The 22,605-nt window shown below is 63.2% G+C and carries 17 protein-coding genes; 9 read left to right on the top strand and 8 right to left on the bottom strand.

Translation table 11 applies throughout. The annotated features are described in order from the left end of the window. Positions 1-18: 18 nt before the first annotated feature. The 5 genes from BN2476_RS27940 to BN2476_RS27920 form a co-directional block, all read right to left on the bottom strand. A complete protein-coding gene (locus BN2476_RS27940) occupies positions 19-1,062 on the bottom strand; it encodes an NAD(P)/FAD-dependent oxidoreductase (protein WP_087737460.1) in 1,044 nt (347 codons plus the stop codon). A gap of 177 nt (positions 1,063-1,239) precedes the next feature. After that, positions 1,240-1,791 (bottom strand): thioredoxin family protein, encoded by a 552-nt coding sequence (locus BN2476_RS27935; protein WP_087737459.1) that lies wholly within the window; start codon positions 1,789-1,791, stop codon positions 1,240-1,242. 86 nt (positions 1,792-1,877) lie between these two features. Continuing rightward, positions 1,878-4,619: an MGH1-like glycoside hydrolase domain-containing protein gene (locus BN2476_RS27930; protein ID WP_087737458.1), complete on the bottom strand. Its 2,742-nt coding sequence runs from the start codon at positions 4,617-4,619 to the stop codon at positions 1,878-1,880. A 285-nt stretch (positions 4,620-4,904) separates the two neighbouring features. Further along, positions 4,905-5,369, bottom strand: a complete 465-nt coding sequence (locus tag BN2476_RS27925) for a DUF3638 domain-containing protein (protein WP_087737457.1) — start codon at positions 5,367-5,369, stop codon at positions 4,905-4,907. Positions 5,370-5,379: 10 nt separating this feature from the next. Further along, complete coding sequence (locus BN2476_RS27920; protein WP_143811059.1) at positions 5,380-6,156, bottom strand: hypothetical protein; 777 nt, start codon at positions 6,154-6,156, stop codon at positions 5,380-5,382. Positions 6,157-6,557: 401 nt separating this feature from the next. Here BN2476_RS27920 and BN2476_RS27915 point away from each other — a divergent pair, with 401 nt between their 5' ends. Together BN2476_RS27915 and BN2476_RS27910 are read left to right on the top strand one after the other, a co-directional pair. Beyond that, positions 6,558-7,502 carry a pseudouridine-5'-phosphate glycosidase gene (locus BN2476_RS27915; protein ID WP_087737455.1) on the top strand — a complete coding sequence of 315 codons (945 nt, stop codon included), beginning with the start codon at positions 6,558-6,560 and terminating at the stop codon, positions 7,500-7,502. A gap of 384 nt (positions 7,503-7,886) precedes the next feature. Then, a complete protein-coding gene (locus BN2476_RS27910) occupies positions 7,887-9,554 on the top strand; it encodes a PQQ-binding-like beta-propeller repeat protein (protein ID WP_087737454.1) in 1,668 nt (555 codons plus the stop codon). Between the two features lie 22 nt (positions 9,555-9,576). Here the strand turns inward: BN2476_RS27910 and gntR are convergent, their stop codons facing one another. Then, positions 9,577-10,605: an HTH-type transcriptional regulator GntR gene (gntR, locus tag BN2476_RS27905; RefSeq protein WP_087737453.1), complete on the bottom strand. Its 1,029-nt coding sequence runs from the start codon at positions 10,603-10,605 to the stop codon at positions 9,577-9,579. Between the two features lie 151 nt (positions 10,606-10,756). Here gntR and BN2476_RS27900 point away from each other — a divergent pair, with 151 nt between their 5' ends. From BN2476_RS27900 to BN2476_RS27890, 3 genes are all read left to right on the top strand, one after another. Next, positions 10,757-11,299: a gluconokinase gene (locus tag BN2476_RS27900; protein ID WP_087737452.1), complete on the top strand. Its 543-nt coding sequence runs from the start codon at positions 10,757-10,759 to the stop codon at positions 11,297-11,299. A gap of 75 nt (positions 11,300-11,374) precedes the next feature. Next, positions 11,375-12,718, top strand: coding sequence for an MFS transporter (locus BN2476_RS27895; protein ID WP_087737451.1), 1,344 nt, complete (start codon positions 11,375-11,377; stop codon positions 12,716-12,718). Positions 12,719-12,837: 119 nt separating this feature from the next. Continuing rightward, positions 12,838-14,067 (top strand): porin, encoded by a 1,230-nt coding sequence (locus tag BN2476_RS27890; protein ID WP_087737531.1) that lies wholly within the window; start codon positions 12,838-12,840, stop codon positions 14,065-14,067. Between the two features lie 120 nt (positions 14,068-14,187). Here BN2476_RS27890 and BN2476_RS27885 read toward each other — a convergent pair whose 3' ends face one another. Continuing rightward, the gene (locus BN2476_RS27885; protein WP_087737450.1) at positions 14,188-16,920 is read right to left on the bottom strand and encodes a UPF0182 family membrane protein; all 2,733 of its coding nucleotides are present in this window, start codon (positions 16,918-16,920) and stop codon (positions 14,188-14,190) included. A 425-nt stretch (positions 16,921-17,345) separates the two neighbouring features. On the opposite strand from BN2476_RS27885, the gene BN2476_RS27880 reads away from it, so the two are divergent. The 4 genes from BN2476_RS27880 to BN2476_RS27865 all read left to right on the top strand — a co-directional run bounded on the left by BN2476_RS27880 (position 17,346) and on the right by BN2476_RS27865 (position 22,081). Continuing rightward, complete coding sequence (locus BN2476_RS27880) at positions 17,346-18,611, top strand: ABC transporter substrate-binding protein (protein WP_087737449.1); 1,266 nt, start codon at positions 17,346-17,348, stop codon at positions 18,609-18,611. Positions 18,612-18,738: 127 nt separating this feature from the next. Further along, the gene (locus BN2476_RS27875) at positions 18,739-19,614 is read left to right on the top strand and encodes a branched-chain amino acid ABC transporter permease (protein ID WP_087737448.1); all 876 of its coding nucleotides are present in this window, start codon (positions 18,739-18,741) and stop codon (positions 19,612-19,614) included. 14 nt (positions 19,615-19,628) lie between these two features. Further along, on the top strand, positions 19,629-20,552 hold the full coding sequence (locus BN2476_RS27870) for a branched-chain amino acid ABC transporter permease (RefSeq protein ID WP_087737447.1): 924 nt from the start codon (positions 19,629-19,631) through the stop codon (positions 20,550-20,552). Further along, positions 20,549-22,081 carry an ATP-binding cassette domain-containing protein gene (locus BN2476_RS27865; RefSeq protein WP_087737446.1) on the top strand — a complete coding sequence of 511 codons (1,533 nt, stop codon included), beginning with the start codon at positions 20,549-20,551 and terminating at the stop codon, positions 22,079-22,081. Before BN2476_RS27870 ends, BN2476_RS27865 begins: the two co-directional genes overlap by 4 nt. A 145-nt stretch (positions 22,082-22,226) precedes the next feature. Here BN2476_RS27865 and BN2476_RS27860 read toward each other — a convergent pair whose 3' ends face one another. Further along, a complete protein-coding gene (locus BN2476_RS27860; RefSeq protein ID WP_087737445.1) occupies positions 22,227-22,598 on the bottom strand; it encodes a DUF3564 domain-containing protein in 372 nt (123 codons plus the stop codon). Positions 22,599-22,605 lie beyond the last annotated feature (7 nt).

Here is a 22,605-nt window from a genome sequence, read left to right as displayed (position 1 = left end):
TAACGTACGTAGCCGCGTCTACACGTGGCTTGCCTGCACACGCTCGGCGAGCTTGGCGTCGTAGCTCGAATGAACGTGCACGCGCTTCTTGTCCGGAAACGCGTAGTTGTACGCCTTGCGAAGCGCGAGCGACGCCTCGTGGAATCCGGAGAGGATCAGCTTCTGTTTGTTCGGATAGCCAGCGATATCGCCCGCCGCGAAGATGCCGGGGCACGAGCTTTCATAGTTCGACGTATCGACGACGATGCGCCCCGCCTGTATGTCGATCCCCCACTTCGCAATCGGGCCGAGATCGGCGACGAGACCGTATAGCACGAGCAATTGATCCGCTTCGAGTTGCATCGAGTTGCCGACCTGGCGAATCTCGATCGATTCGAGCGTCCCGTCGGGCGCCTTCAACGCCGCAATCGATCCGACTATGAAGTCCATTTCGCCCGCCTCGACCGACTGGCGCATTTTGGTCACGCTCGAATCCGTCGCGCTGAAGCCATTGCGACGGTGCACGAGCGTCACGCGCTTCGCGACGGAACGCAGCGCGAGCGCCCAGTCGAGCGCCGAGTCGCCTCCGCCTGCAACGACCACTTTCTTGCCCGCAAAATCGTTCTGCTTGCGAACGCTGTAGTGCACGTGACGCTCTTCGAGCGGCACCGCTTCGTCGAGCGTCAGGCGCTGCGGCACGAATGAGCCATTGCCGGCTGCAATCAGAATAGCGGCTGCGTCGAAGGTCAGTCCTTTGTCCGTGCGGGCCCGCCAGTGCCCGTTATCGAGGCGCTCGACCGACTCGATGCATTGGCCGAGATGCATTGGCGGATCGAACGGGCGGCATTGCTCGATGAGCCGATCGACGAGGTCGCGTGCAGTGCAGATCGGTATGGCCGGGATGTCGTAGATCGGCTTGTCGGGATACAGTTCGATGCACTGTCCGCCTATGCGTTCGATGGTGTCCACGATCCGGCACGAGAGGCCGATCACGCCGGCCTCGAATGCAGCGAAGAGGCCCACAGGTCCCGCGCCGACGATCAGTACATCGGTGCTCAAGGGTGCGTCTGTCTGCGATGTCATACGTGCTCCTCATGCGTGTCGGCGGCCATTCATGGTTTCACGATACAGACAGGAGCACGTCCAGGCAACGAAGTCATCACGGCGGGCATGGATAAGCACGTTGTACTGCGTATGCTCTCGATGCCGCTGACCGTGAGAGCCATCTTGCCTTCCATGCGCGCCGCTAATGCAATCGCGCTACTTGATCTTCCACTTGATCGAGCATCCGAACGCCGGATTCTGCGTGTCGGGGCCGACGCCTGTCTGCGCGATCTGCTGCATTGCTTCGAACAGTTCGCGGCGCGCGCCCGCAACGGGCTCCTTGCGCGAAGCATCGAGCCTGCCGCGATAGCGCAATACCAGATTGGCGTCGAAGCCATAGAACTCCGGCGTGCAGACGGCGTCGTAGGCGCGCGCGATCTGCTGCGTCTCGTCGTACAGATACGGGAAAGGCAACTGCAACCGGGACGCGAGTTCGGCCATGCGCTCGAACGAATCTTCCGGATAGGCGATGCCGTCGTTCGAGTTGATACCGACCATGCCGATACCCAGTGCCGCCAGTTCGCGCGCTTCGCTCACGATGCGTGGCAAGACGGCCTTCACGTACGGACAATGGTTGCACATGAAAACCACGACGAGTCCCTTCGGACCGCGCACGTCGTCGAGCGTGCGGGTCTTGCCGTCCGTTGCGGGCAGCGAGAACGCGGGCGCGGCGACGCCGAGTTCGCCTGCGGGAGATTCGGTAGCCATCGGTCACTCCTTGAATGATGAGGTCCAACACATGTTCGTGCATTCTTCGAATCGGCGTGCGGCAGTCGAAACGGGCAGTCGAAACGCTAACGCGCGATCGCGGCCGCTATATCTTCGACGACGCTGGCGGCCACAGGTTCTTCATCGGGTGCCACGTGCGAGAGCTTCATGAGGCGCGGTTGCAGCAGCAGCGCGACGAGTCCGCTCCAGCCGGTCTGATGCGAAGCGCCGACGCCGCGTCCGTTGTCGCCGTGAAAGTATTCATGGAACAGGATGAGATCGCGCGAATGCGGGTCGGCTTGCAGCATCGGATAGGCCGCCATCACGGGCCGCACGCCTTGTGCATCCTTCATGAAGAGCGTGGCGATGCGCCGCGCGAGATCGTCGGCGATCTCGCTCAGCGAAAGGTGGCGGCCCGAGCCCGTCGGATATTCGATTCGAAACTCGTCGCCGTAGTAGCGATGAAACTCGTACAGCGATTCGATCAACAGATAGTTGACGGGCATCCAGACAGGGCCGCGCCAGTTCGAATTGCCGCCGAATACACGCGAATCCGATTCGCCTGGCTGATACTGGATGCAGACGCTCACACCGTCGCGATCGAACAGATACGGCTCGTCGAGATGAAAGCGGGACAGCGCCCGCACGCCGTGATCGGAGAGAAACTCGGCTTCGTCGAGTGCGCGGCGCAGCAGCGCCTTCATTCGATGTCCGCGCAACAGCGACAGCAGCGTCGTGTTGCCCTTGCCGGGCTCCGTCCAGCGCGACACGAGCTTCGCGAGATTCGGCCGGTGATCGAGAAACCATGCGAGCCGTTCGCGCAGTCCGGGCAAATGACCGTACACGCGTTCCTCGAGCACGTGAACGGCAAAGAGGGGAATCAACCCGACGATCGAACGGATGCGCATCGGCACGCGGGTTCCGTCCGTGAGGTGCAGCACGTCGTAGAAGAATTCGTCCTCGTTGTCCCATAGCCCCGTGTTGCATCCTTCGTCGCAACTGACGGCTTCCGAGATATACAGAAAGTGCTCGAAAAACTTCACCGCGATCTCGACGTATGCATCGTTCGTCATCGCGAGTTCGAGTCCGATCTGCATCAGGTCGAGCGCATACGAGGCCATCCATGCGGTGCCGTCGGCCTGATCGATGCGGCCGCCCGTCGGCAGCGGCGAAGAGCGGTCGAAGATGCCGATGTTGTCGAGCCCGAGAAAACCGCCCTGAAAGATGTTGCGGTCGTCGGCGTCCTTGCGGTTGACCCACCACGAGAAATTCAACAGCAACTTGTGGAACATCACTTCGAGAAACGCGTGATCGCCGACGCCCGTCAACTCGCGGTCGAGTTCATACACGCGCCACGTCGCCCACGCATGGACGGGCGGATTCGCATCGCCGAACGCCCACTCGTACGCGGGCAACTGGCCGTTCGGATGCATGTAGCGCTCTTTCACGAGCAGCAGCAATTGTTTCTTCGCGAAGTCGGGGTCGATCATCGCGAACGCGGCGGCATGAAACGCGAGATCCCACGATGCGTACCACGGATACTCCCACTTGTCGGGCATCGACACGATGTCGCCATTGCACATGTGCCGCCAGTCCGCATTGCGGCCATGCCTGCGCGGTTTCGGCGGCGTCGGCTGGCCGGGGTCGCCGTCGTGCCAGCGCGTCACGTCGAACTGATAGTACTGCTTGGTCCACAACATGCCCGCCAATGCCTGACGCTGCACGAGCCGCGCATCGGCGTCGTCGATGTCGTGCTGAAGCGCCGCATAGAACTCGTCGGCCTCTGCTTGCCGGCGCGCGAAGAGGGCGTCCATGTCGAGCGGCACGGTGTCGCGCACCGCTTCGGGACGCCAGCGCAGGTACAGCACCGAGCGCTCGAAAGGCTCGAATTGCAGATACACGTGTGCCGCGGCGCGCGTGCCCTTGTCGCGTCGGATGGCCTGTTCGTCGCCCGCGACGAGATAGTCGTTGAAGCCGTCCTTGTACGGTCCCGCGCCATCGATGCCGAAGATGCGCCGCACATTCGTTTCGTTCTCGCAGAAGAGCCATTCGACGGGCTGCTGCGCCGAAGCCGTGACGATCATCGTGCCGATCGATGGGTTGTGCGCGACGACGCGCGCGCCTGCGTCCTTATCCGGTTGCAGCGCGAGCGACGGCTTGCCGGATTTGCTGGACCACGCCCATCTGTTCCGAGCCCAGAACTGCGGCAGCACATGAAGCGTCGCGTGCCGCGATGCGCGATTCTCGACGGTCACGCGCATCACGATATCGTCGGGCGTGTGCTTCGCGTACTCGACGAATACGTCGAAGTAGCGGTTATCGTCGAACACGCCCGTATCGAGGATTTCGTATTCGGGCTGATCGGCGCCGCGCCGCGCGTTTTCGTCGATCAGATCCTGGTACGGGTACGCGTCGTGAGGATACTTGTACAGCATCTTCATGTACGAATGCGTCGGCGTGCCGTCGAGATAGAAGTAAAGCTCCTTCACGTCTTCGCCGTGATTGCCTTGCGCGTTCGTCAATCCGAACAGGCGTTCCTTGATGATGGGATCGTGCCCGTTCCACAGCGCGAGCGAGATGCACCAGTCGAGCGGGTCGTTGCCGAATCCCGCGATGCCATCCTCGCCCCAGCGGTACATGCGGCTGCGCGCGTGATCGTGCGGAAAGTAGTCCCACGCGGTGCCGTATTCGCTGTAGTCTTCGCGGACCGTACCCCATTGACGCTCGCTCAGATACGGTCCCCAGCGGCGCCACCCGTCGAGGTCCGGACCGTGTAGACGCGAGCCTTCCTTCGATTGCAGCAGATTGATTGCGCGTAGCGGTGGCATGGAACCTCCCGGCCCGAAATCGACCCTGCGGATAGATCGGTGCGTGAACGTCTGTGCTTTTCCATCGCGAGCGGCGTGTGTGGCAGGCATCTTCAGAGGCGCGCAACGGACCGCCGCCGGACGGCAACCTTGATGATAGGCGTCCCGCGCCTGCATGGCGACCCAACGGTCGGCCTTGTACGGCATACTTGAGCGAATTTCACCGAGCGGAGAACGTCGACAGCGGGCACGCCTAAAGAGCGACGCCCAATGGTGGGCGGTGAGATGGCGGGCTATCGCTCGCTGTCACGCGGGCCGCACGTATGGGAGCATGTCGCTAATGACGACTTCAGCGCACGTAAGCCGAACGTCGAGGCCGACATTCGGCAACAAATCCAGCTTGAGCAAGCCGCCTGGAACCAGCGCCAGCGACATTTCCATGATCGTCGCCTCTTCGAGCATCGCATTCACGTCAATCTCTGACGTGCGAACGTCCAGGCAATCAATCACGACGATGCGATCGGGGCGACCGTCAACAGGCGGCGGTCCATATCGGTTGTGGAGTACTTCGAGGCACACATCCACTACATCGCGCGTTTGCATACCGGGTAGCTGGTGACCGTCCACGCCTTCGCGACTCTCGCGCGTCCTTCGCATACAGAAAGAGCGCACCGCCGAATCGTGAAAGGATGAATAGCCGCCAAGGACCATTGCCAAGGTCTCGCCGTTGGTTGCCAGGTCCCACCCCCAAGTCTTTTCCGGGCTGTTCATCGCGTTCTACTCACTCACAGTTGATTGGTGACATCGGAGGGTGTGTATTGTCCCGCTTCCCATTGAAGAAGTTATGGCCATGCGGCTCGCCGTGGCTGGCGTGGAACTGCGCACAAAGGTTGCCTTCCGAATCGAAGTAGTCCACGTCCAATCCATTCGGATTGACGAGATAGCCCCCTGGCTCGTTGCCCGTCATGCCAACGCCCCGCGCTGCCAAATCATCAATGTTCCCGCTCACTTCGTCTGGGACGTACACGAATGGCTGCGCATCAGCGAGATCGATTGTGGCCGTGTCGGTGAACCCAGCAAGCGGTGTCGCAATGCTGCCATCCGGTAGAACATCGCCGGGATTGGCCGCCCAGATAGCGGGCCCATCTTCGGCGAGAAGGCGCGGCAGTGTACGTGAGACATATGAGCCCGCACGCGCGATTCGAGCTGTGCCCTTGAAAAGCTGGGACGGCGTGAATGTGACCGAACGCGGCTTCGGGTTTCCGTTTCCGCCGCTGCCCGCGCCCGTATAACGCGGCGGGTCGGGTATCGCCACGATATCGCCCGTCTCGATTGCGCGCTTGACCTTGAACACGACATCGGACGACGATGCATCAGCAATTCCGAGAAGGTTACAAAGCTGCTGCATCAACCTATCGTCACGCGTCCACTTGAACGCGTCGGACAGGAACGCTTTCGCGGAATCGGCGGCGCGCCGCTTGTCGGTGTCTCGCAAAAACGCATCGCGACGGAGGCGCAATGTCAACGAGCGATCGGCCAGCCTGATTTCATTACCCACCTTTCCTCCATGCGACAGGACAGAGCGGGTATACCTAGCACAGTGTCACAGCCTGTTTGCAAATCATCGTCAAGGCAGGACGTCCATGCATAGTGTTCAGGAAGCTTACCGAGCCGGAGGGCGGATTCCCGGGGAAAAGCGATTTCCGTGCTCTGTCACAGACCGCATTCGAAACGAAGCTGATCGAAACACACGCATTAAAGGTGAAACTCACCGGCTCAGAGACAAGTACGAGGGAGCGCGAGCGCCGACGCAACGAAGCCGTGTAAATGCAACCAGCTAACCGGCTACGAAACACCGGCGAATCCGGCAAGTCCGCAAATGAGAAATGCGTTCGGACAGGCGCTTTGGTTTACGATGGGTAAGTTGGGTGGTAATGATCGTGTTCGGAGAACGTCGATATGGCTGCAGACCTCGCACACTCCTGGTTGACCTTCAGCGCGCCCGTCGCAGCAGCCCGAGCGGCTCGCCGTCCGCTCGTGGCGCTGGAATCGACGATCATCGCGCACGGCATGCCGTACCCAGAGAACGTGCGCACTGCGCGCGAAGTCGAGGCCCTGATCCGCGAACTGGGCGCCGAGCCCGCGACGATTGCCGTGATGGACGGACGAATCCGCATCGGCCTTTCAGACGACGAGCTGGAACGGCTCGGCCGCTCGGACGGCGTGCACAAGGTCAGCCGCCGCGATCTGCCCGCCGTGCTCGCGAGCGGCGAAACGGGCGCGACGACGGTTGCGGGCACGATGATCTGCGCGGCGCTCGCGGGCATCGAAGTATTCGTCACGGGCGGCATCGGCGGCGTGCATCGCGGCGCCTCCGAGACCTTCGACATTTCCGCCGATCTGCAAGAACTGGCGAAGACCTCGGTGGCGGTGGTATGCGCGGGTGCGAAGTCGATCCTCGACATCGGACTCACGCTCGAATATCTGGAAACGCACGGCGTGCCCGTGCTCAGTTGCGAGCAGGACAATTTCGCGGCGTTCTACACGCGCGACAGCGGCTTTCGCGCGGACTACAGGCTCGACGATGCGCATGAGCAGGCACGCTTCATCCGCACGAAATGGGACCTGGGGCTGGCGGGCGGCGTCGTGTTGAGCACGCCCGTGCCGGAAGCGGCGGCGATGCCGTCCGAAGAGATCGACGCAATCACACGCCAGGCGCTTGCGGATGCCGCCACACAGGGCATTAGCGGCAAGGCCGTGACGCCTTTTCTGCTGGCTCGCATCAAGGCGCTGACGGGCGGGCGCAGCCTCGCGACGAACATCGCGCTCGTGAAGCACAACGCGGAAGTGGGAGCGAGGCTGGCGTTGGCGCTGTCGCGAGCGGACCAGGGCCCGCCTGCATAGTCACCGTTGCCGCGAGCGACCTTCACCTTCGTATCGTCCGCGCGGCCATCTACGCGCGTCTTGCTCGCGCAATGGTTTTGCCCGCCCGCACAATGCCATCGCCGTTCAGCTTCTTTTCACCGCATCACAGTGTCGATGCACAGGCGCGGTATCCGTGAATGACGGACTGGGCACGCGCATTGCTCAGCAACGTCGGCGGATGCGTGACAAAAAAGGTCCGTGCAGAACCCGGACATGAGCCGTGCCGGATCGACCGTGTGTCGAACGCCGCGCAGCCGGTTTTCATTAGTGGCCTTATATGGCGATTGCCGCGACGCGAGCGGATAATCGTCGGACAGCCCCGGATGGTGGACAGCGGGGCTTGCTTGATTGTGGGGTGGACACATGAAAGCTCACGGTCGCAAAAGCCTGATTTGCGCGGTGCTGATCGCCGTACTGTATGTTGGTTGCAGCGGCGGCGGGGGTGGAGACAGCACCAGCTCTGGCAGCGGTTCGGGATCGGGCACCGCGGGAAATCCGCCGGCGACCGCGGCTCCAACGGTGGATGTCGTCACCTATCACAACGACATCGCGCGCACGGGCACGCAATTGCACGAAACGAAGCTGACACCCGCGAACGTGAATTCGTCCACTTTCGGTAAGATCAACAACTTGCCCGTCGATGGCAAGGTCGACGCCGAGCCGCTCTATCTGGCGAACGTAACGATTGCGGGCGGCACGCGCAACGTGCTGTATGTCGCGACAGAGAACGACAGCGTCTATGCGTTCGACGCCGATACGGGCGCGCAGCTTTGGAAAGTCTCGGCGCTCAGCAACGGCGAAACGCCGAGCGATGCCCTTAACTGCTTCCAGATTTCGCCGATCATCGGCATCACTTCGACACCCGTGATCGATCGCGGGCGCGGGCCGAATGGCGCGATGTATCTGGTGGCGATGTCGAAGGATGCGTCGGGCAACTATCACCAGCGCATTCACGCGCTCGACCTCACGACGGGCGCCGAGCTGTTCGGCGGTCCGGCGACGATCAGTGCGTCGTCCCCCGGCAGCGGCCCGAACAGTTCGGGCAGCACGCTCACGTTCGATCCGAAGCAGTACGCGGAGCGCCAGTCATTGCTGCTGCTGAACGGCAATGTCTACACGGGCTGGACGTCCCACTGCGATATCCCGCCGTATAACGGCTGGGTGATCTCCTATAGCGCGGACACGCTGCAGCAAACGGGCGTGCTGAACCTCACGCCGAACGGCGCGGGAGGCGCGATCTGGATGAGCGGCGCGGGCATGGCGTCGGACGGGCAGTCGATCTATTTCCTCGACGGCAACGGCACGTTCGATACGACGCTCGACGCGAATGGTTTCCCGGTGAACGGCAACTTCGGCAACGCGTTCATCAAGCTGGGCGCGGCCAATCCCCCGAAGGTCATGGACTATTTCGTCATGTCGAACACCTTGACGGAATCGCAAGCCGACGAGGACCTGGGCTCGGGCGGCGCGCTCGTGTTGCCGGATCTGACCGACGCGAGCGGTGCTGTCCGTCACCTCGCGCTCGGGGCCGGCAAGGACGCGATCATCTATGTGGTCAATCGCGATTCGATGGGCAAGTTCAACCCGAGCGCCAACAATCTTTTTCAGCAGATCAGCGGACAACTGACGGGACCTGAGTTCGGCATGCCCGCGTATTTCAACAATACGGTTTACTTCGGCTCGGTCGGCGACAGCATCAAGGCCTTCGGCGTGAGCGGCACAGGGCTGACGGCGACTCCGACCAGCCGCACGCCGACGAGCTTCAGCATGCCCGGCGCGACGCCGAGCATTTCCGCGAACGGCAATGCAAACGGAATCGTGTGGGCGCTCGAGAACGGTGATATCGCCGTGCTGCATGCGTACGACGCGACGAATCTCGCGGTCGAGCTGTACAACAGCAACCAGGCCGCGGGCGCGCGCGATCAGTTCGGCGCGGGCAACAAGTTCATCACGCCGATGATCGCGAACGGCAAGGTGTATGTGGGCACGCAAAACAGCGTGGCAGTGTTCGGATTGCTAGGCGGGGGCTGAACGGTCGCGATGACCACGGGCATCACGCGCTTTCGCGCACGACCAGTTCGAAGCCGAGATCGACGACGGGCGACGCGACCGGCTCGTTGCCGATCATCGACAGCAGCAGGCTGGACGCGATGCGTCCGACTTCCGCTCGCGGCGTGCGTACGGTGGTCAGGCGCGGCACGCAATCCGCGGCGCCCGCCAGATCGTTGAAGCCGACTATCGCCACGCGCTCCGGAATCGCGATGCCTTGCCGTCGGGCTTCGAACAGCGCGCCTTGCGCGAGGTCGTCATTGCCGAAGAAGATGCCGTCCACGTCCGGGCGCCGTTGCAGCAACTGGCGGAACAGATCGCATCCGAGCCCGATCGACGACGGCGACGGCGTGAGCACTTCGAGGTCGGGGTCGTACAGGCCCTTGCGCTGCAGCGTCTCGCGAAAGCCCTCTCCGCGCTGCATCATCCGCGAGTCGAGCTGCGCGGCGACAAACGCATTGTGGCGACAGCCGCGCGCAATCAGATGCTCCGCGACCGCTTCGCCGGCGCGGGCCTGCGAAAAGCCGACGCAATGCACGCCCTCGGCCTCTTCGAGTTCCATGATGTGCACGCAAGGCACGCCGCTCGCGTCGATCAGGCGGCGCGCGCTCTCGGTCCGGTCGAAGCCGGTGACGATCAGGCCGCTTGGCGGCGACGCGAGGTAGTGGCGGATCAGGTCTTCCTCGGCGTTGCGCGAGTAGTGCGAATTGCCGATCAGGATTTCGTAGCCGCGCGGACGCAACGCCGTGTGGATCGATTCGAGCACGTCGACAAAGACCGCGTTCGACAGCGACGGAATCACGACGGCCACGGCATCGCTGCGGGACGACGCGAGCGCGCGGGCGGCGGGGTTGGTGACGTAGTTCAGTTCCGCCGCGGCGGCTTTGACCCGTTGCACATAATCGGGTCCGACCGAGCCCAGGCCGCGCAGTGCGCGCGACGCCGTAATCGTGCTGACGCCAGCAAGCCGGGCGACCGCTTCGAGGGTCGGCCGGCCCGTGCTTCGGGTTTTCCTGAGTGTCGATGTCGCCATAATCGATTTAGGATAGCGCTGTCTTGCGTCCCGCGCAACAGCGTTCCTTCGACGGCTTCGAGCCGCCGTGCAACGCGAGCGCCAAGGGTCACGGGACATAATTTTTGTGCGTATGAGATAGCGCTATCTCAATAGCTGAAAGGAGTCGCATATGATCGGACACGTTTCATCGCTCGTTGTCATGGGTGTCGCCGGATGCGGCAAAAGCAGCGTCGCGCAGGCGCTCGCGGCCCGTCTCGGCGGGGTGCTGATCGAAGGCGACGCGTTTCATCCGCAAGCGAACGTCGACAAGATGAAACGCGGCATTCCGCTCACCGACGAGGATCGCGCGGGCTGGCTCGACCGCCTCGCGGAAGAACTCGAACGCGTCGCGAGCCGTGGAGAGCGTGCCGTGCTCGCGTGCTCGGCGCTTAAAGAGCGCTATCGCAACCGGCTGCGCAACGCGACATCGTCGCTTGGCTTCGTGTTTCTCGACCTGCCGCAACGCGAGGCCTTGCGGCGCGTGGCGCAGCGTGACAGCCACTTCATGCCCGCGTCGCTCGTCGAAAGCCAGTTCGCCACGCTCGAGCGCCCGGTTGCCGAGCCGTTGACGTTGACGCTCGACGGGACCCGTTCGCTTCCCAGCCTCGTCACGGAGGCGGCCGCGTGGTGCGGCAGCTCGCGGTTGCACCCTGCCATTATGCAGCCTGCGTGAGATAGCGCTGTCCCAAACTTCTGCTTCGTGGCCCGGCCGACAGGGCCACAACGATAACTTTTCAAGGAGACCATGATGGCAATCGCATCAGGGCAACGCGTTCCCAACCGGCGCTGGGTCATCGGCCTGCTGCTGGGCATCGGCGTGCTCATCAATTACTTCGACCGGATCAATCTGTCGGTGGCGGCGCCGCAGATGAAAGAGGCGTTCAATCTGTCGCCGGCCGATATGGGCCTGCTGTTCAGCGCGTTCTTCTGGCCGTATGCGTTGCTGCAAGTGCCCGCTGGACTCTTTCTCGACCGCTTCGGCGTGACGCGCGTCGGCCGTTGGGGCGCGTTCCTGTGGGGCCTCGCGTCGGCCATCACCGTTTTCGCGAGCGGATTCGGCGGCGTGTTCGCGGCGCGCGCGGTGCTGGGCATCGCGGAAGCGCCTGGCTTTCCCGTCAGCTCGAAGGCCACGGGCTACTGGTTTCCGCGCAAGGAGCGCGCGCTCGCGACGGCGATTTTCGATGCAGCCGCCAAGTTCTCGAATGTGATCGGCGTGCCGCTCGTCGCCGTCGTCGTCGTGAATGCGGGGTGGCGATGGGGATTCGGCGTGACGGCGCTGCTGAGCTTTGCGTATTTCATCGCGTTCCTCGTCATCTATCGCGATCCGAGCAAGGACAGCAAGCTCTCTCCCGCTGAACTCGACTACATCCAGAAGGGTGGCGCGACGCCCGAAGGCACCTCGGGCGCAAGCGTGTTCGGCATGCTCGGCTACCTGCTGACGAAGACCAAGGTCTGGGGCCTGACGATCGGCTTTGCCGCCTACGGCTACTCGTTCTATCTGTTCCTGACCTGGCTGCCGGGTTATCTCGTCCAGACCATGCACATGAGCATCCTCAAGTCGGCGGGCTTCGCGGCGATTCCGTGGGCCGTGGCGACGGTGACGGACCTGGTCGTCGGCGGCTGGCTGATCGACCATCTGATCGCGCGCGGCAAGGACGAAACGCGCGTGCGCAAGGCGGTGCTGGTGACGGGCATGCTGTTCGGCCTCGCTGTCTTCGGCGCGACGCAGACGACGAATCCCGGATGGGCGATCTTGTGGATCTCGATTGCGCTCGGCGGTCTTGCGGCGGCTGCGCCCGTCGGCTGGTCGCTTCCGTCGCTGATTGCGCCGAAGGGCGGCGTCGGCACCGTTGGCGGCATCATGAACTTCGCCAACAACCTGATGGGCGTGGCCGCGCCCATCGTCACGGGCTTCATCGTCGGCGCGACGAACTCCTTCGCCAACGCGTTCCTCGTGGCGGGCGTCATCCTGGCCGTCGGCATCGTGTCGTTCGTGTTCGTGATGGGGCGCATCGAAGCGATTCCCGAACCGGACGATACCGACGAAGCGACGGGCCGCACCGCGACGAAAACGTCGACGCCGGCGGGTTGAGCCGCGCGACGCAGCGACGCAGCGGCGCGAAATTACATCGGTTTGAAAGCCTGATCGACTGGCAGGCACAGAACAACGAATCAATAACAGCCTCGATGAGGCATCTGGAGAAAAACGCAATGAAAAAGAACCGTCAACGGCGCCTCGCAGGTCTGGCGGCAGTTGCTTCCGTTGCTACGGCAGCGCATGCACCCGCGTTCGCGCAAAGCAGCGTGACGCTGTACGGCATCGTCGATAACGGCATCGGTTATCAGTCGAGCTCGACGACGCTCGGTTCGACATCGGGCGGCCACTCGGCGTTCAAGATGATCACGGGCGTGTGGGCAGGCAGCCGCTTCGGCCTGAAGGGCGCGGAGGACCTGGGCGGCGGCACGAAGGCCATCTTCACGCTGGAAGAGGGCTTCAGCGCGAACAGCGGCGCGATGTCGACGACCAACCTGATGTTCAGCCGCCAGGCGTTTGTCGGCGTGACGAACGGCACGTATGGCACGCTGACGGCGGGCCGTCAATATGCGTCGTACTACCAGCTGCTGTCGCCGTATAGCCCGACGACGTGGCTCACGGGCTTCTACGGCGCGCACCCGGGCGACGTGGATGGCCTCGACACGATCTATCGCGCGAACAACACGCTGCTGTACATGTCGCCGCAACTCTATGGCTTCAAGTTCAGCGGCTCGTATTCGCTGGCGGGCGTGCCGGGCAGCGTGAACCAGGGCTCGACGTGGAGCACGGCGATCCAGTATGCGCAGGGTCCTGTCGGTATTGCAGTCGGCTTCTCGCGCATCAACAACTCGACGGTCGGCGGCGGCGCATTCGGCACGGACTCGACGACGTCGAACGCAGGCGCGCAGACGGGCGTCTCGGCTGTGACGAACGGCTATCGCACGGCGCAGGCGCAACAGCGCTTCGCAGTCGGCGCGGGTTATACGTTCAACAGCCAGTTCGACATCACGGCGACGTACACGAACGTGCAGTACATCCCGGGCGCCGGCTCGTCGTTCCGCGACGAGGCGATCTGGAACACGGGCGGCATCGTGCTGCACTGGAAGCCGACGGCCGCATGGGACTTCGCGACGGGCTACAGCTACACGCGCGCGACGAAGGCCAACGGCATCACCAGCAGCGCGCAGTACCAGCAGTTCAACCTGTCCGAGTACTACTCACTGTCGAAGCGCACGGGCCTGTATGCACTGGAGGCGTATCAGCGCGCGAACGGCCAGACGCTCGGCAATAACGGCGCAGGCAACATCATCAACGCGACGGCGACGCTCGGCGACGGCTTCAACTCGACGCCTTCGTCATCGCGCAGCATGGTCGGCGTGGGCGTGGGTATCGTGCATCGGTTCTGATGCCGCTCGTCGCATTCGAAGCAGCACAAGCAAAGTAGTACGGAGCGCCGCGCTTGCGGCGCTTTGCATTTCACGCACGCATCATTCGATGTCAGAAGCAGGACCCACACTCCCGACTCGTCAACGATGCTCTGGACGCCCGGCGCCAAGTGATTCGAGAAGCGGCCTGAGCGCATCGAGTTCCGAGCCGAAGCCGCTCCAGTCTCCTGCTTTTAGCCGTTCGAGCGCGTGGTTATAGTGCGCGAGCGCTTCGCGGGCGCGCTCGTCCGCCGTGCCCGGAGGCTGCGCTGCCGTTGGCGAGGTTTGCTCGAAGAGCGCTGCGAGGGCTTGCGCGAGGGTCTCCTGCATCACGACACGGTCCCCGTACGCGGCGATGATCCGCTTCAGTTCGGGCAACTGCCCCGACGCTGCGCGCAGATAGAGCGGCGACACATAGAGTATCGAATTCTCGATCGGCACGACGACGAGATGCCCGCGAATGACGCGCGAGCCCATCTGGTTCCACAGCGAAATCTGCTGCGAGATCTCGGTGTTCTGCTGGATGCGCGCCTCGATCTGGAACGGCCCGTACACCAGCTTGTCTTTCGGGAACGTGTAGACGATCAGCTTGCCGTACTCGGGCGGATCGCAACGCGCCGCAAGCCAGGCAATCATGTTTTCGCGCTGACTGGGCACCATCGGCAGCAGCAGGACGAACTCGGCGCGTGCCTCGCCGGGCAGCCGCATGATCATGTAGTACGGCGCCATCCGCGCGCCCTGGGCGTTGCCCGCATCGATACCGCCAGGCTCGCGCGGAAATTGCCACAGGTCCTCGCGGTTGTAAAAGACCTCCGGCGCTTCCATATGGTAGGTGCGATAAAGCTGCGCCTGAATCAGAAAGAGATCTTCCGGGTAGCGGATATGCTGCCGCAGGTCTTGCGGCATCGCATCGAGTGGCTTGAAGAGTCCGGGAAAGATGCGCTGCCAGGTCCGCAAGATGGGATCGGCAGGATCGCTGACATAGAAATCGACCGTGCCGTTATAGGCATCCACGACCACCTTGACCGCATTGCGGATGTAGTTGGTGCCATCGCCGGTGGCAGGCTGCGAGTACGGATACCAGCGGCTGACCGTGTACGCATCCAGTATCCAGAAGAGCCGCCCGCCGCTCACGACGATATACGGATCGTGATCCAGGCTCAGGAACGGCGCGATCGTGCGCACCCGGTCCAGAATGTTGCGGTGGAAAAGAATCCGGCTCGTGTCCGTGATGTAGCTGGTCAGCAGAATGTTGGGATCGGCGAACTGCCACGCAAAGAGGAAGCGTCGCGCGTTGCTGCCGATGCCGACTCCGTCGCGACCGCTATAAGCCGCGTACACGTTTTCCTTCCCGTGGGGGAAGTCGAATTCCGGCACGCTGCCTTTCACGATCACATAGTCCTGCTCGCCTTGACCGAAATAGAGGCGCGGCTCGCGAACCGCCAGGCCGCCATTGGCAACGGGCGGAATGTCCTGCAGATAGAACGACGGCAATCCTTCGGCCGATTTCTCGGTGACGGGCGACATCACAACGCCATTGCCATGCGTGAACAGCAGATGCAGGTTCACCCAGGTCTGCGCATTGGTTGAAAGCATCGACGTTTCGAGTTCGCGCGCGGAGAGCATCACCTGTCTGTAGCCGGCGTCGAGCCGGTAGCGGTCGATGTCCACGGAAAGAAACCGGTAGTACGTCCTGATCTCCTGCAACTGCGCATAGGTATCCATCAACGGCTGCACATCCCACAGGCGGATGTTATCGATGGTTGGGCGATTGGCCTGCAGTTCGGCCGGATTCAATCCCTGTTCAGCGGCAAAAGGCCTCGCCGTGATTTGCGTGAGACCGTAGGCCTGCCGGGTCAGCGCGATATTGTGCTTGATATAGGGCGTCTCCAGCGTGAGTTCGCTCGGCTTGACATAGAACCGTTGATAAAGCGCCGGATAGATCACGGCGAATACGAACGAGCCGCCGAACACCAGCAGCGCCGATGCCACGGCAATACGATAGCTGCGCCTTCGCATGTTGGCCCATGAAGCGATGGATGCGGCGGCGGCAAGACCCATGAGCAGCCACAGCACCGGCAACCCGACGTGGATGTCGGTATAGCCCGCGCCGACGACGACGCCGTTGTCGTCATAGAGCAGCAGAAACCGGTCGAGCCAATAAGACCCGGCCTTTGCCGCAAAGAACAGCGCGAGCAGCGCTGAGCCATGCATCGCGGCGGCTCGCGAGAGGCCGCGTGGCGGCTGTTCTACCGCGATGTCGCCGCGCACGCCATAGATCACTCCCGCAACGATGGCGCTGCAAAAGAGCACGCGCAGCAGCCAGTTCTTGAACGCCACATAGACGGGCAGCGAGAAGACATAGAAGCCGATGTCGTTGCCGAAGATGGGATCGCGTTCGCCAAACGGCACCTGACGAAGATAGCGAAGCACGAGGTCCCAGTTCGAGGCTTCGAAGGCTGCGAGCAGCAGCCCGAGCAGCGCGGCGGCGCCGATGATAGCCCAGTGCCAGCCGATGCGCGGCATGACGCGGCCGGTACGTTCGTCGACGATCTCCAGCGTCGCCGACGAGGGATCGAACCGCCTTGCATAACGATGCGCGAGCAGCCCGGATAGTCCGATCGCTGCTGACGAGACGACGAACACGGCGGCGAACAGGAGCACTCTGGCGTCGAGGACCGTCCAGAAGACGCGGGCGTAGCCGATCGAAGCAAACCACATCCAGTCGACCAGAACACGCGTGAGGCGCCCGATGACGATCAGGCCGACGATGACAGCGGCAACGGTGATCGCGGCGCGTCGGATGCGCACGCGGGAGCTCACTTGCGAGGGCATCGTCCCTCCTTTGCCGGCTTATATGTACGACCAGTGCGCGACCCGCTCGATCGGACAGTTGCTCGCCGTTGACGACCACCCATCGCTGCGCGTCGCGCACGATCAGATTGTAGACCGCCCATTACGCAGCCGCTGCGCGCGATGCGAAGCCGTCGCAAAGCAGTGCAGCATGCGCGGCGGCACTTGTCCCGTTGTTAGGGACATGCGCATATGTTCTGGCGTTCCGGCGGGAATCTTGACAGTGCTGACGTGAATGCGGACCGCGCTTTTTTCGCTTTGCACCATCGTGGCCGCAGCGCCGCCCTAATCGTAACTACCGATGTAGTACGTCGAATGCCGATGGTACTGTTGTGCGCGCACCCTTAATAGCTGCAACGTGTCTGGCAGATGTCGCTCCCCGATCGTAAAGAATTGGAGAACAGAACATGTCCAAGAACAAGATGTGGCGGGACCTGTATCGCGTCATCGCGACGGGTACGGCGGTAGCAGGACTTGGCCTCGCGGCCACGGCGTATGCAGCAGCGGACCCGATCAAGATCGGGGTCATCAGCGAGGAGTCCGCGGTGGCGGGCGCTTCGATCAGCAAGTCCGCGCAACTCGCGGCGGACGAGATCAACGCCCACGGCGGCGTCGACGGCAGACCCATCCAGATCATCGCCTACGACGATCACTCGTCGGCCTCCGACGGCGTGCGCGCATTCCAGCGCGCCGCGAATCAGGACAAGGTGGTGGCCGTGATCGGCAGCTACATCAGCGAGGTGGCGCTCGCGATGGAGCCCTGGTCCGCGCGTCTGAAGATGCCGTTCATCACGCCGGGCGCGGCGAGCAACGACATCTCGAAGCAGGTCCACAACGACTACGATCACTACAAGTACACCTTCCACGGCTGGATGACGTCGGCGTTCATCGCGCAGTCGATCTGCGATTTCTCGCACGACGTACTGGTCGGCCAGTTCAAGATGAAGACGACGGTCGTGATGAGCGAGGACGCCGCGTGGACCAAGCCGCTCGACGATCGTTACCTCGAATGCCTGCCGAAGGCGGGGCTTCAGGTGCTCGATCACATCCGCTTCAATCCTGACACGTCAGACTTCACGCCGATCTTCAACCAGATCGAGAGCAAGCATCCGGACACCATCACGACGGGCATCAGCCACGTCGGCGTGCAGCCCACGGTGCAATGGCACGACCAGCAGGTGCCCATTCCGATGACGGGACAAAGCTCGCAGGCCACGACCACGAGCTTCTGGAAGGACACCAACGGCGCGACGGAAGGGGTTATCACGGCATCGGCAGCGGCGCCCGGCGTCGCGATGACGCCGAAGACGGTGCCGTTCGTCGATGCGTATCAGAAGAAATTCGGCGTGTCGCCTGCGTATTGCGGCTTCACGAGCTATGACCTCGTCTACATCCTCGCGGATGCGATCAGGCGCAACAAAGGCTCGACCGATCCCGACAAGATGGTCGATGCGCTCGAGAAAACGGACTACGTGGGCACGATCGGCCGCTGGCAGTTCTACGGCAAGAACGATCAGTTCACTCACGCGCTGAAGTACGGGCCGGGCTACATCACGGGCATCAACCTGCAATGGCAGGACGGCAAGCAGGTGGCGATCTGGCCGAAGTCGGTGGCGAACGGCACGGTCAAGTTCCCGGCCTTCGTCAAGGTGCAGCAGGCGTCCGCGAACTAGCCGCGCGACGGTGATGCAAGCTGCGGTGCTTCGGCGCCGCAGCGACGGTTCACGCGTTCGGCGACGCAAGCGCGATCCGTCACGAAAGGTATTGCATCCGTACCTCATCGACAATCAAAGGCCGGGCATGCTGCCACTGCAGATTCTTATCGACGGCTTTGCAATCAGTTCGCTCTATGCGTTGGGCGCAATCGGCTTCACGCTGATCTTCGGCGTGTCCGGCGTGCTCAATCTCGCGCATGGCGGCGTGATGCTGGTGGCAGCGCTGATGGGCTGGGTGCTCGCGGGCGAAGCGGGCCTCGGCACGTACCTTGGTACGCTGCTCGGCGTGCTGTCGGGAATGGTGGCCGCGTACATCACGTATCTGATGGTCGTGCGACCCATCCAGCGGTCGGAGGCGATTCCGCGCGAGGAGAAGGAGATCTTCGTGCTGACGGGCACGCTGCTGTGGGGCATCATGATCCAGCAGGGCATGGCGTGGCTCTTCACCGACAACCCCGTGACGATGCGTCCGCTCATCAGGGGCGTGGCGAACATCGCGGGCGTGCGCACGCCGTTCAACGAGATCATGATCGCCGTCGTGTGCTGGGTCGTGATCGGTTTGCTCTGGCTGTTCGTGAACCGCACGCGGGTGGGCAAGGCACTGCTCGCGGCGTCGATGAACCCGCGCGGCCTGACGCTGCTCGGCTTCGAGCTTTCGCGCATCTACCTGCTCGCATGGACCATCTACGGCGTGCTGGCGGGCATCGCGGGCGTGCTGCTCGCGTCGTTCCTCGGCGTGAGCACGAACAACGTGGGACAGCTGACGGCGAGCGCTTTCTCGATCGTCGTGCTCGGCGGACTCGGCAGCGTGTCGGGCTCGCTGATGGCAGCGTACGTCGTCGGCTATCTGGAGACGATCACCGCCTATCTCGTCGCGCCCACGCTGCGGCCGTTGCCCGCGCTGATTCTGCTGGTGCTCGTCGTGTACGTCAGACCGCAAGGCTTTCTCGGACGGCGCTAACCGCACAGATCATCATGACCGCTCCTTTCCGTTCGCGCGCAGTGTGGGCCATCGTGCTCGTCGCCATCGCGGCGACGCTGCCCTGGTGGCTGTCGGGCTACATACTCGGCGTGCTCACCGTCGGGTTCTATTTCGGTGTGTTCGCGATGTCGTGGGACCTGCTGTTCGGATTCGCGGGCGAGGTCAACTTCGGTCCCACGTTCCTGATCGGCCTCGGCGCCTACACGGCTGCGATACTCGACGCGAACTGGGGCGCGCCCATTGCAGTTTGCGTTGCGGCAGGCGGGCTCGTAGCGCTGATCGGCGGGCTGCTGCTCGCGGTGCCCGCGCTGCGTTTGCGCGGACCGTACTTCGGCCTCGTCACGCTGGTCGCGGTGCTTCTGCTGCAAAACTCGATCGTGATTTTCGCGGGCGTCACGGGCGGCGAGATCGGCATGATGGTGCCCGACGTGATGTCGGTGGATGCGTCGCATAACTACTGGATCGCGGTCGTCTTCCTGATCGTCTGCGCGATCATGCTGTTCGGGCTGTCGCGTTCCGCGATCGGCCTGATCCTGCAGGCGAGCGGTCAGGACACGATCGGCGCGCAGGCGCTCGGCTTCAACGTGACCAAGCACAAGCTCGCGGCGTTCTGCATCAGCGCGGTGTTCTCCGGCGTCGCGGGCGCGATGCTCGTGTTCTACCAGGGCACCGCGTCCGTCAGCACGGTGGTGGATATCGGCATCGGCGTGCAGATCATCATCGCAGCCGTGCTGGGCGGCCGCCGCACGATACTCGGCGCCGTGCTCGGCTCGATCTTCCTGATCGTTGCGGGCGAATTTCTGCGTCCGCTCGGGCAGATCAACACTTTCGTGGTCGCCGCCGTCGCGCTCGCCGTGATTCTGTTCTTCCCGGACGGGCTGCTCGGCAACGTGCTGCGCGTGAGGGAGCGAGAATGAGCGATTCACCCCGTCTCGCCGTACGCGGGCTCACCAAGCGCTTTGGCGGGCTCGTCGCGGTGAAGGATATCGGCTTCGACATCCGGCCCGGCGAAATTCTCGGCCTGATCGGCCCGAACGGCTCGGGCAAGTCGACCGTGATGAAACTGATCATGGGCATCGAGCGGCCCAATGCGGGATCGGTGAAGGTCGACGGGGTCGAGATGGCGGGCTGGGCGCCGCACCGGATCGCGCGCGCGGGCGTGGGCATCGTGTTCCAGCACTCGCGGCCGCTGCACCGGCAAACCGTGCTCGAGCACATCAAGCTCGCGCTCTTGCCCGATTCGCTGATGAAGCTCGCCGCCGATCCACACGTCAACCGGCGCGCGCGGGAGATCGCCGAGCGCGTTGGCCTCGGGGCCGTGATGCAGCGTCACCCGGCGACGCTGCCTTTCGCCGACCTGCGTCGCATGGAGATGGCGAAGGCGATCGCGCGCGATCCGAAAGTCGTGCTCGTCGACGAGCCGTTCGCGGGTCTGACGGCAGCGGAATCGGTGGCGTTCTCCGAGCTGATTCGAGGCTTTCGCGCCGAAGGGCGCGCGGTGCTGCTCGTCGATCACAACGTGAAGAGCCTCTCTGCGCTTGCCGACCGTGTGCTCGCGATGTACCTCGGCGAGCACGTCGCCGAGGGCACGGCCGACGAGGTCATGCAGAACGAAACCGTGCGCCGCGTCTATCTGGGCGGCAAGATCGAGACGCGCGAGAGGCCGCCCGGCGACATGAGCGCGAGGCCGCAGGTGCTTCAGGTCGAGAACGTCGGCGTGCTGTACGGCAAGGCGCGCGCGCTCGACAGCGTGAGCCTTCATGTGCACGAGGGCGAGTTCGTGTCGGTCGTGGGGCTCAACGGCGCGGGCAAGACCACGCTCTTCAACGCGATCTCGGGGCTCGTGCCTTATCAGGGGACGATCCGTTTCGGCGGACAGGAGCTGAAAGGGATGAGCGGCGCGGCGATCGCGCGCGCGGGCGTCGTGCAATGCCCGGAGACGCGCGAGCTGTTCGGCGACATGACGGTGCGCGAGAACCTCGACCTGGGCGGCTACCATCTCGCCGACGCGGTACGCGCGGAACAGCTCGCGTGGCTCTTCGATCTGTTTCCGATCCTCAAGTCGCGCCAGGGACAAACGGCCCGCACGCTGTCGGGCGGCGAGCAGCAGATGCTTGCCATCGCGCGTGCGCTGATGATGCAGCCGAAGTTGCTGATTCTCGACGAGCCGACGCTCGGCCTCGCCCCTGTGATTCTGGAGCAGTTGTCGCGTGCGATGGAGAAGCTACAGAAGACGACGCCCATCACGGTGCTGCTCGGCGAGCAGAACGTCACGTTCGCGCTCCCTCACGCGGACCGCGTGTATGTGCTCGAGCACGCGCGCATCGTCTGGGAAGGCACGCCGTCACGCTTCGAGCGCGAAATGGGCCGTGGCTTTCTCGAAGCGGTTCCGGCCGAACCTTCGCAGATGGACGGATGCGATGCGCGGGTGAAGATCAGCGGGTGATCCGGGCCCGCGCTCGTCGGCTATGCGAGCGCGTTGAAGCAAGGCGACGAGGTGAGCGCGCCTGCGATGCTGGAACCGGAACGCTCGTCGCGAGCGGATCATATCGGCCGGTCATACGTATCCGGTCAATGCTGAAACCACTTGTTCAAACCTCGTCATCTGCGAACACGCCGTTCTCGGGTTCCGCATCGGTTTCGTCGACGCACTGCACATGCCATTGCCCGACGATGGGCGCACGATGCGCATGCCGATACCAGAGCGCGTGGCCCGATTCGCCTTCGAACGGACCTTCCGCCGAAGTCAGATCTAGCGCCGACAGCTCGCAAAATGGATGCACGCCCGCGGCGTCATAGACTCGCGTGCCGCTCTTCGAAGAGATCAGCGTCCCCCATCGTGGAACATCGATCACGGCATGTCCCTCGCGCGACCATTTACGCGTTTCGCGGTCGAGCCAGAGGATCGCATAGACGGCGGGATCGGCGCATTCGAATGTATCGAGGTGGATGGTGATTCTCATCGATGGC

This window comes from Paraburkholderia piptadeniae (assembly GCF_900007165.1).
In the GTDB taxonomy this organism is placed as follows: domain Bacteria; phylum Pseudomonadota; class Gammaproteobacteria; order Burkholderiales; family Burkholderiaceae; genus Paraburkholderia; species Paraburkholderia piptadeniae.
Note: the sequence above shows the minus strand (reverse complement) of the source record. Positions and strands in the feature narration are given on the sequence as shown.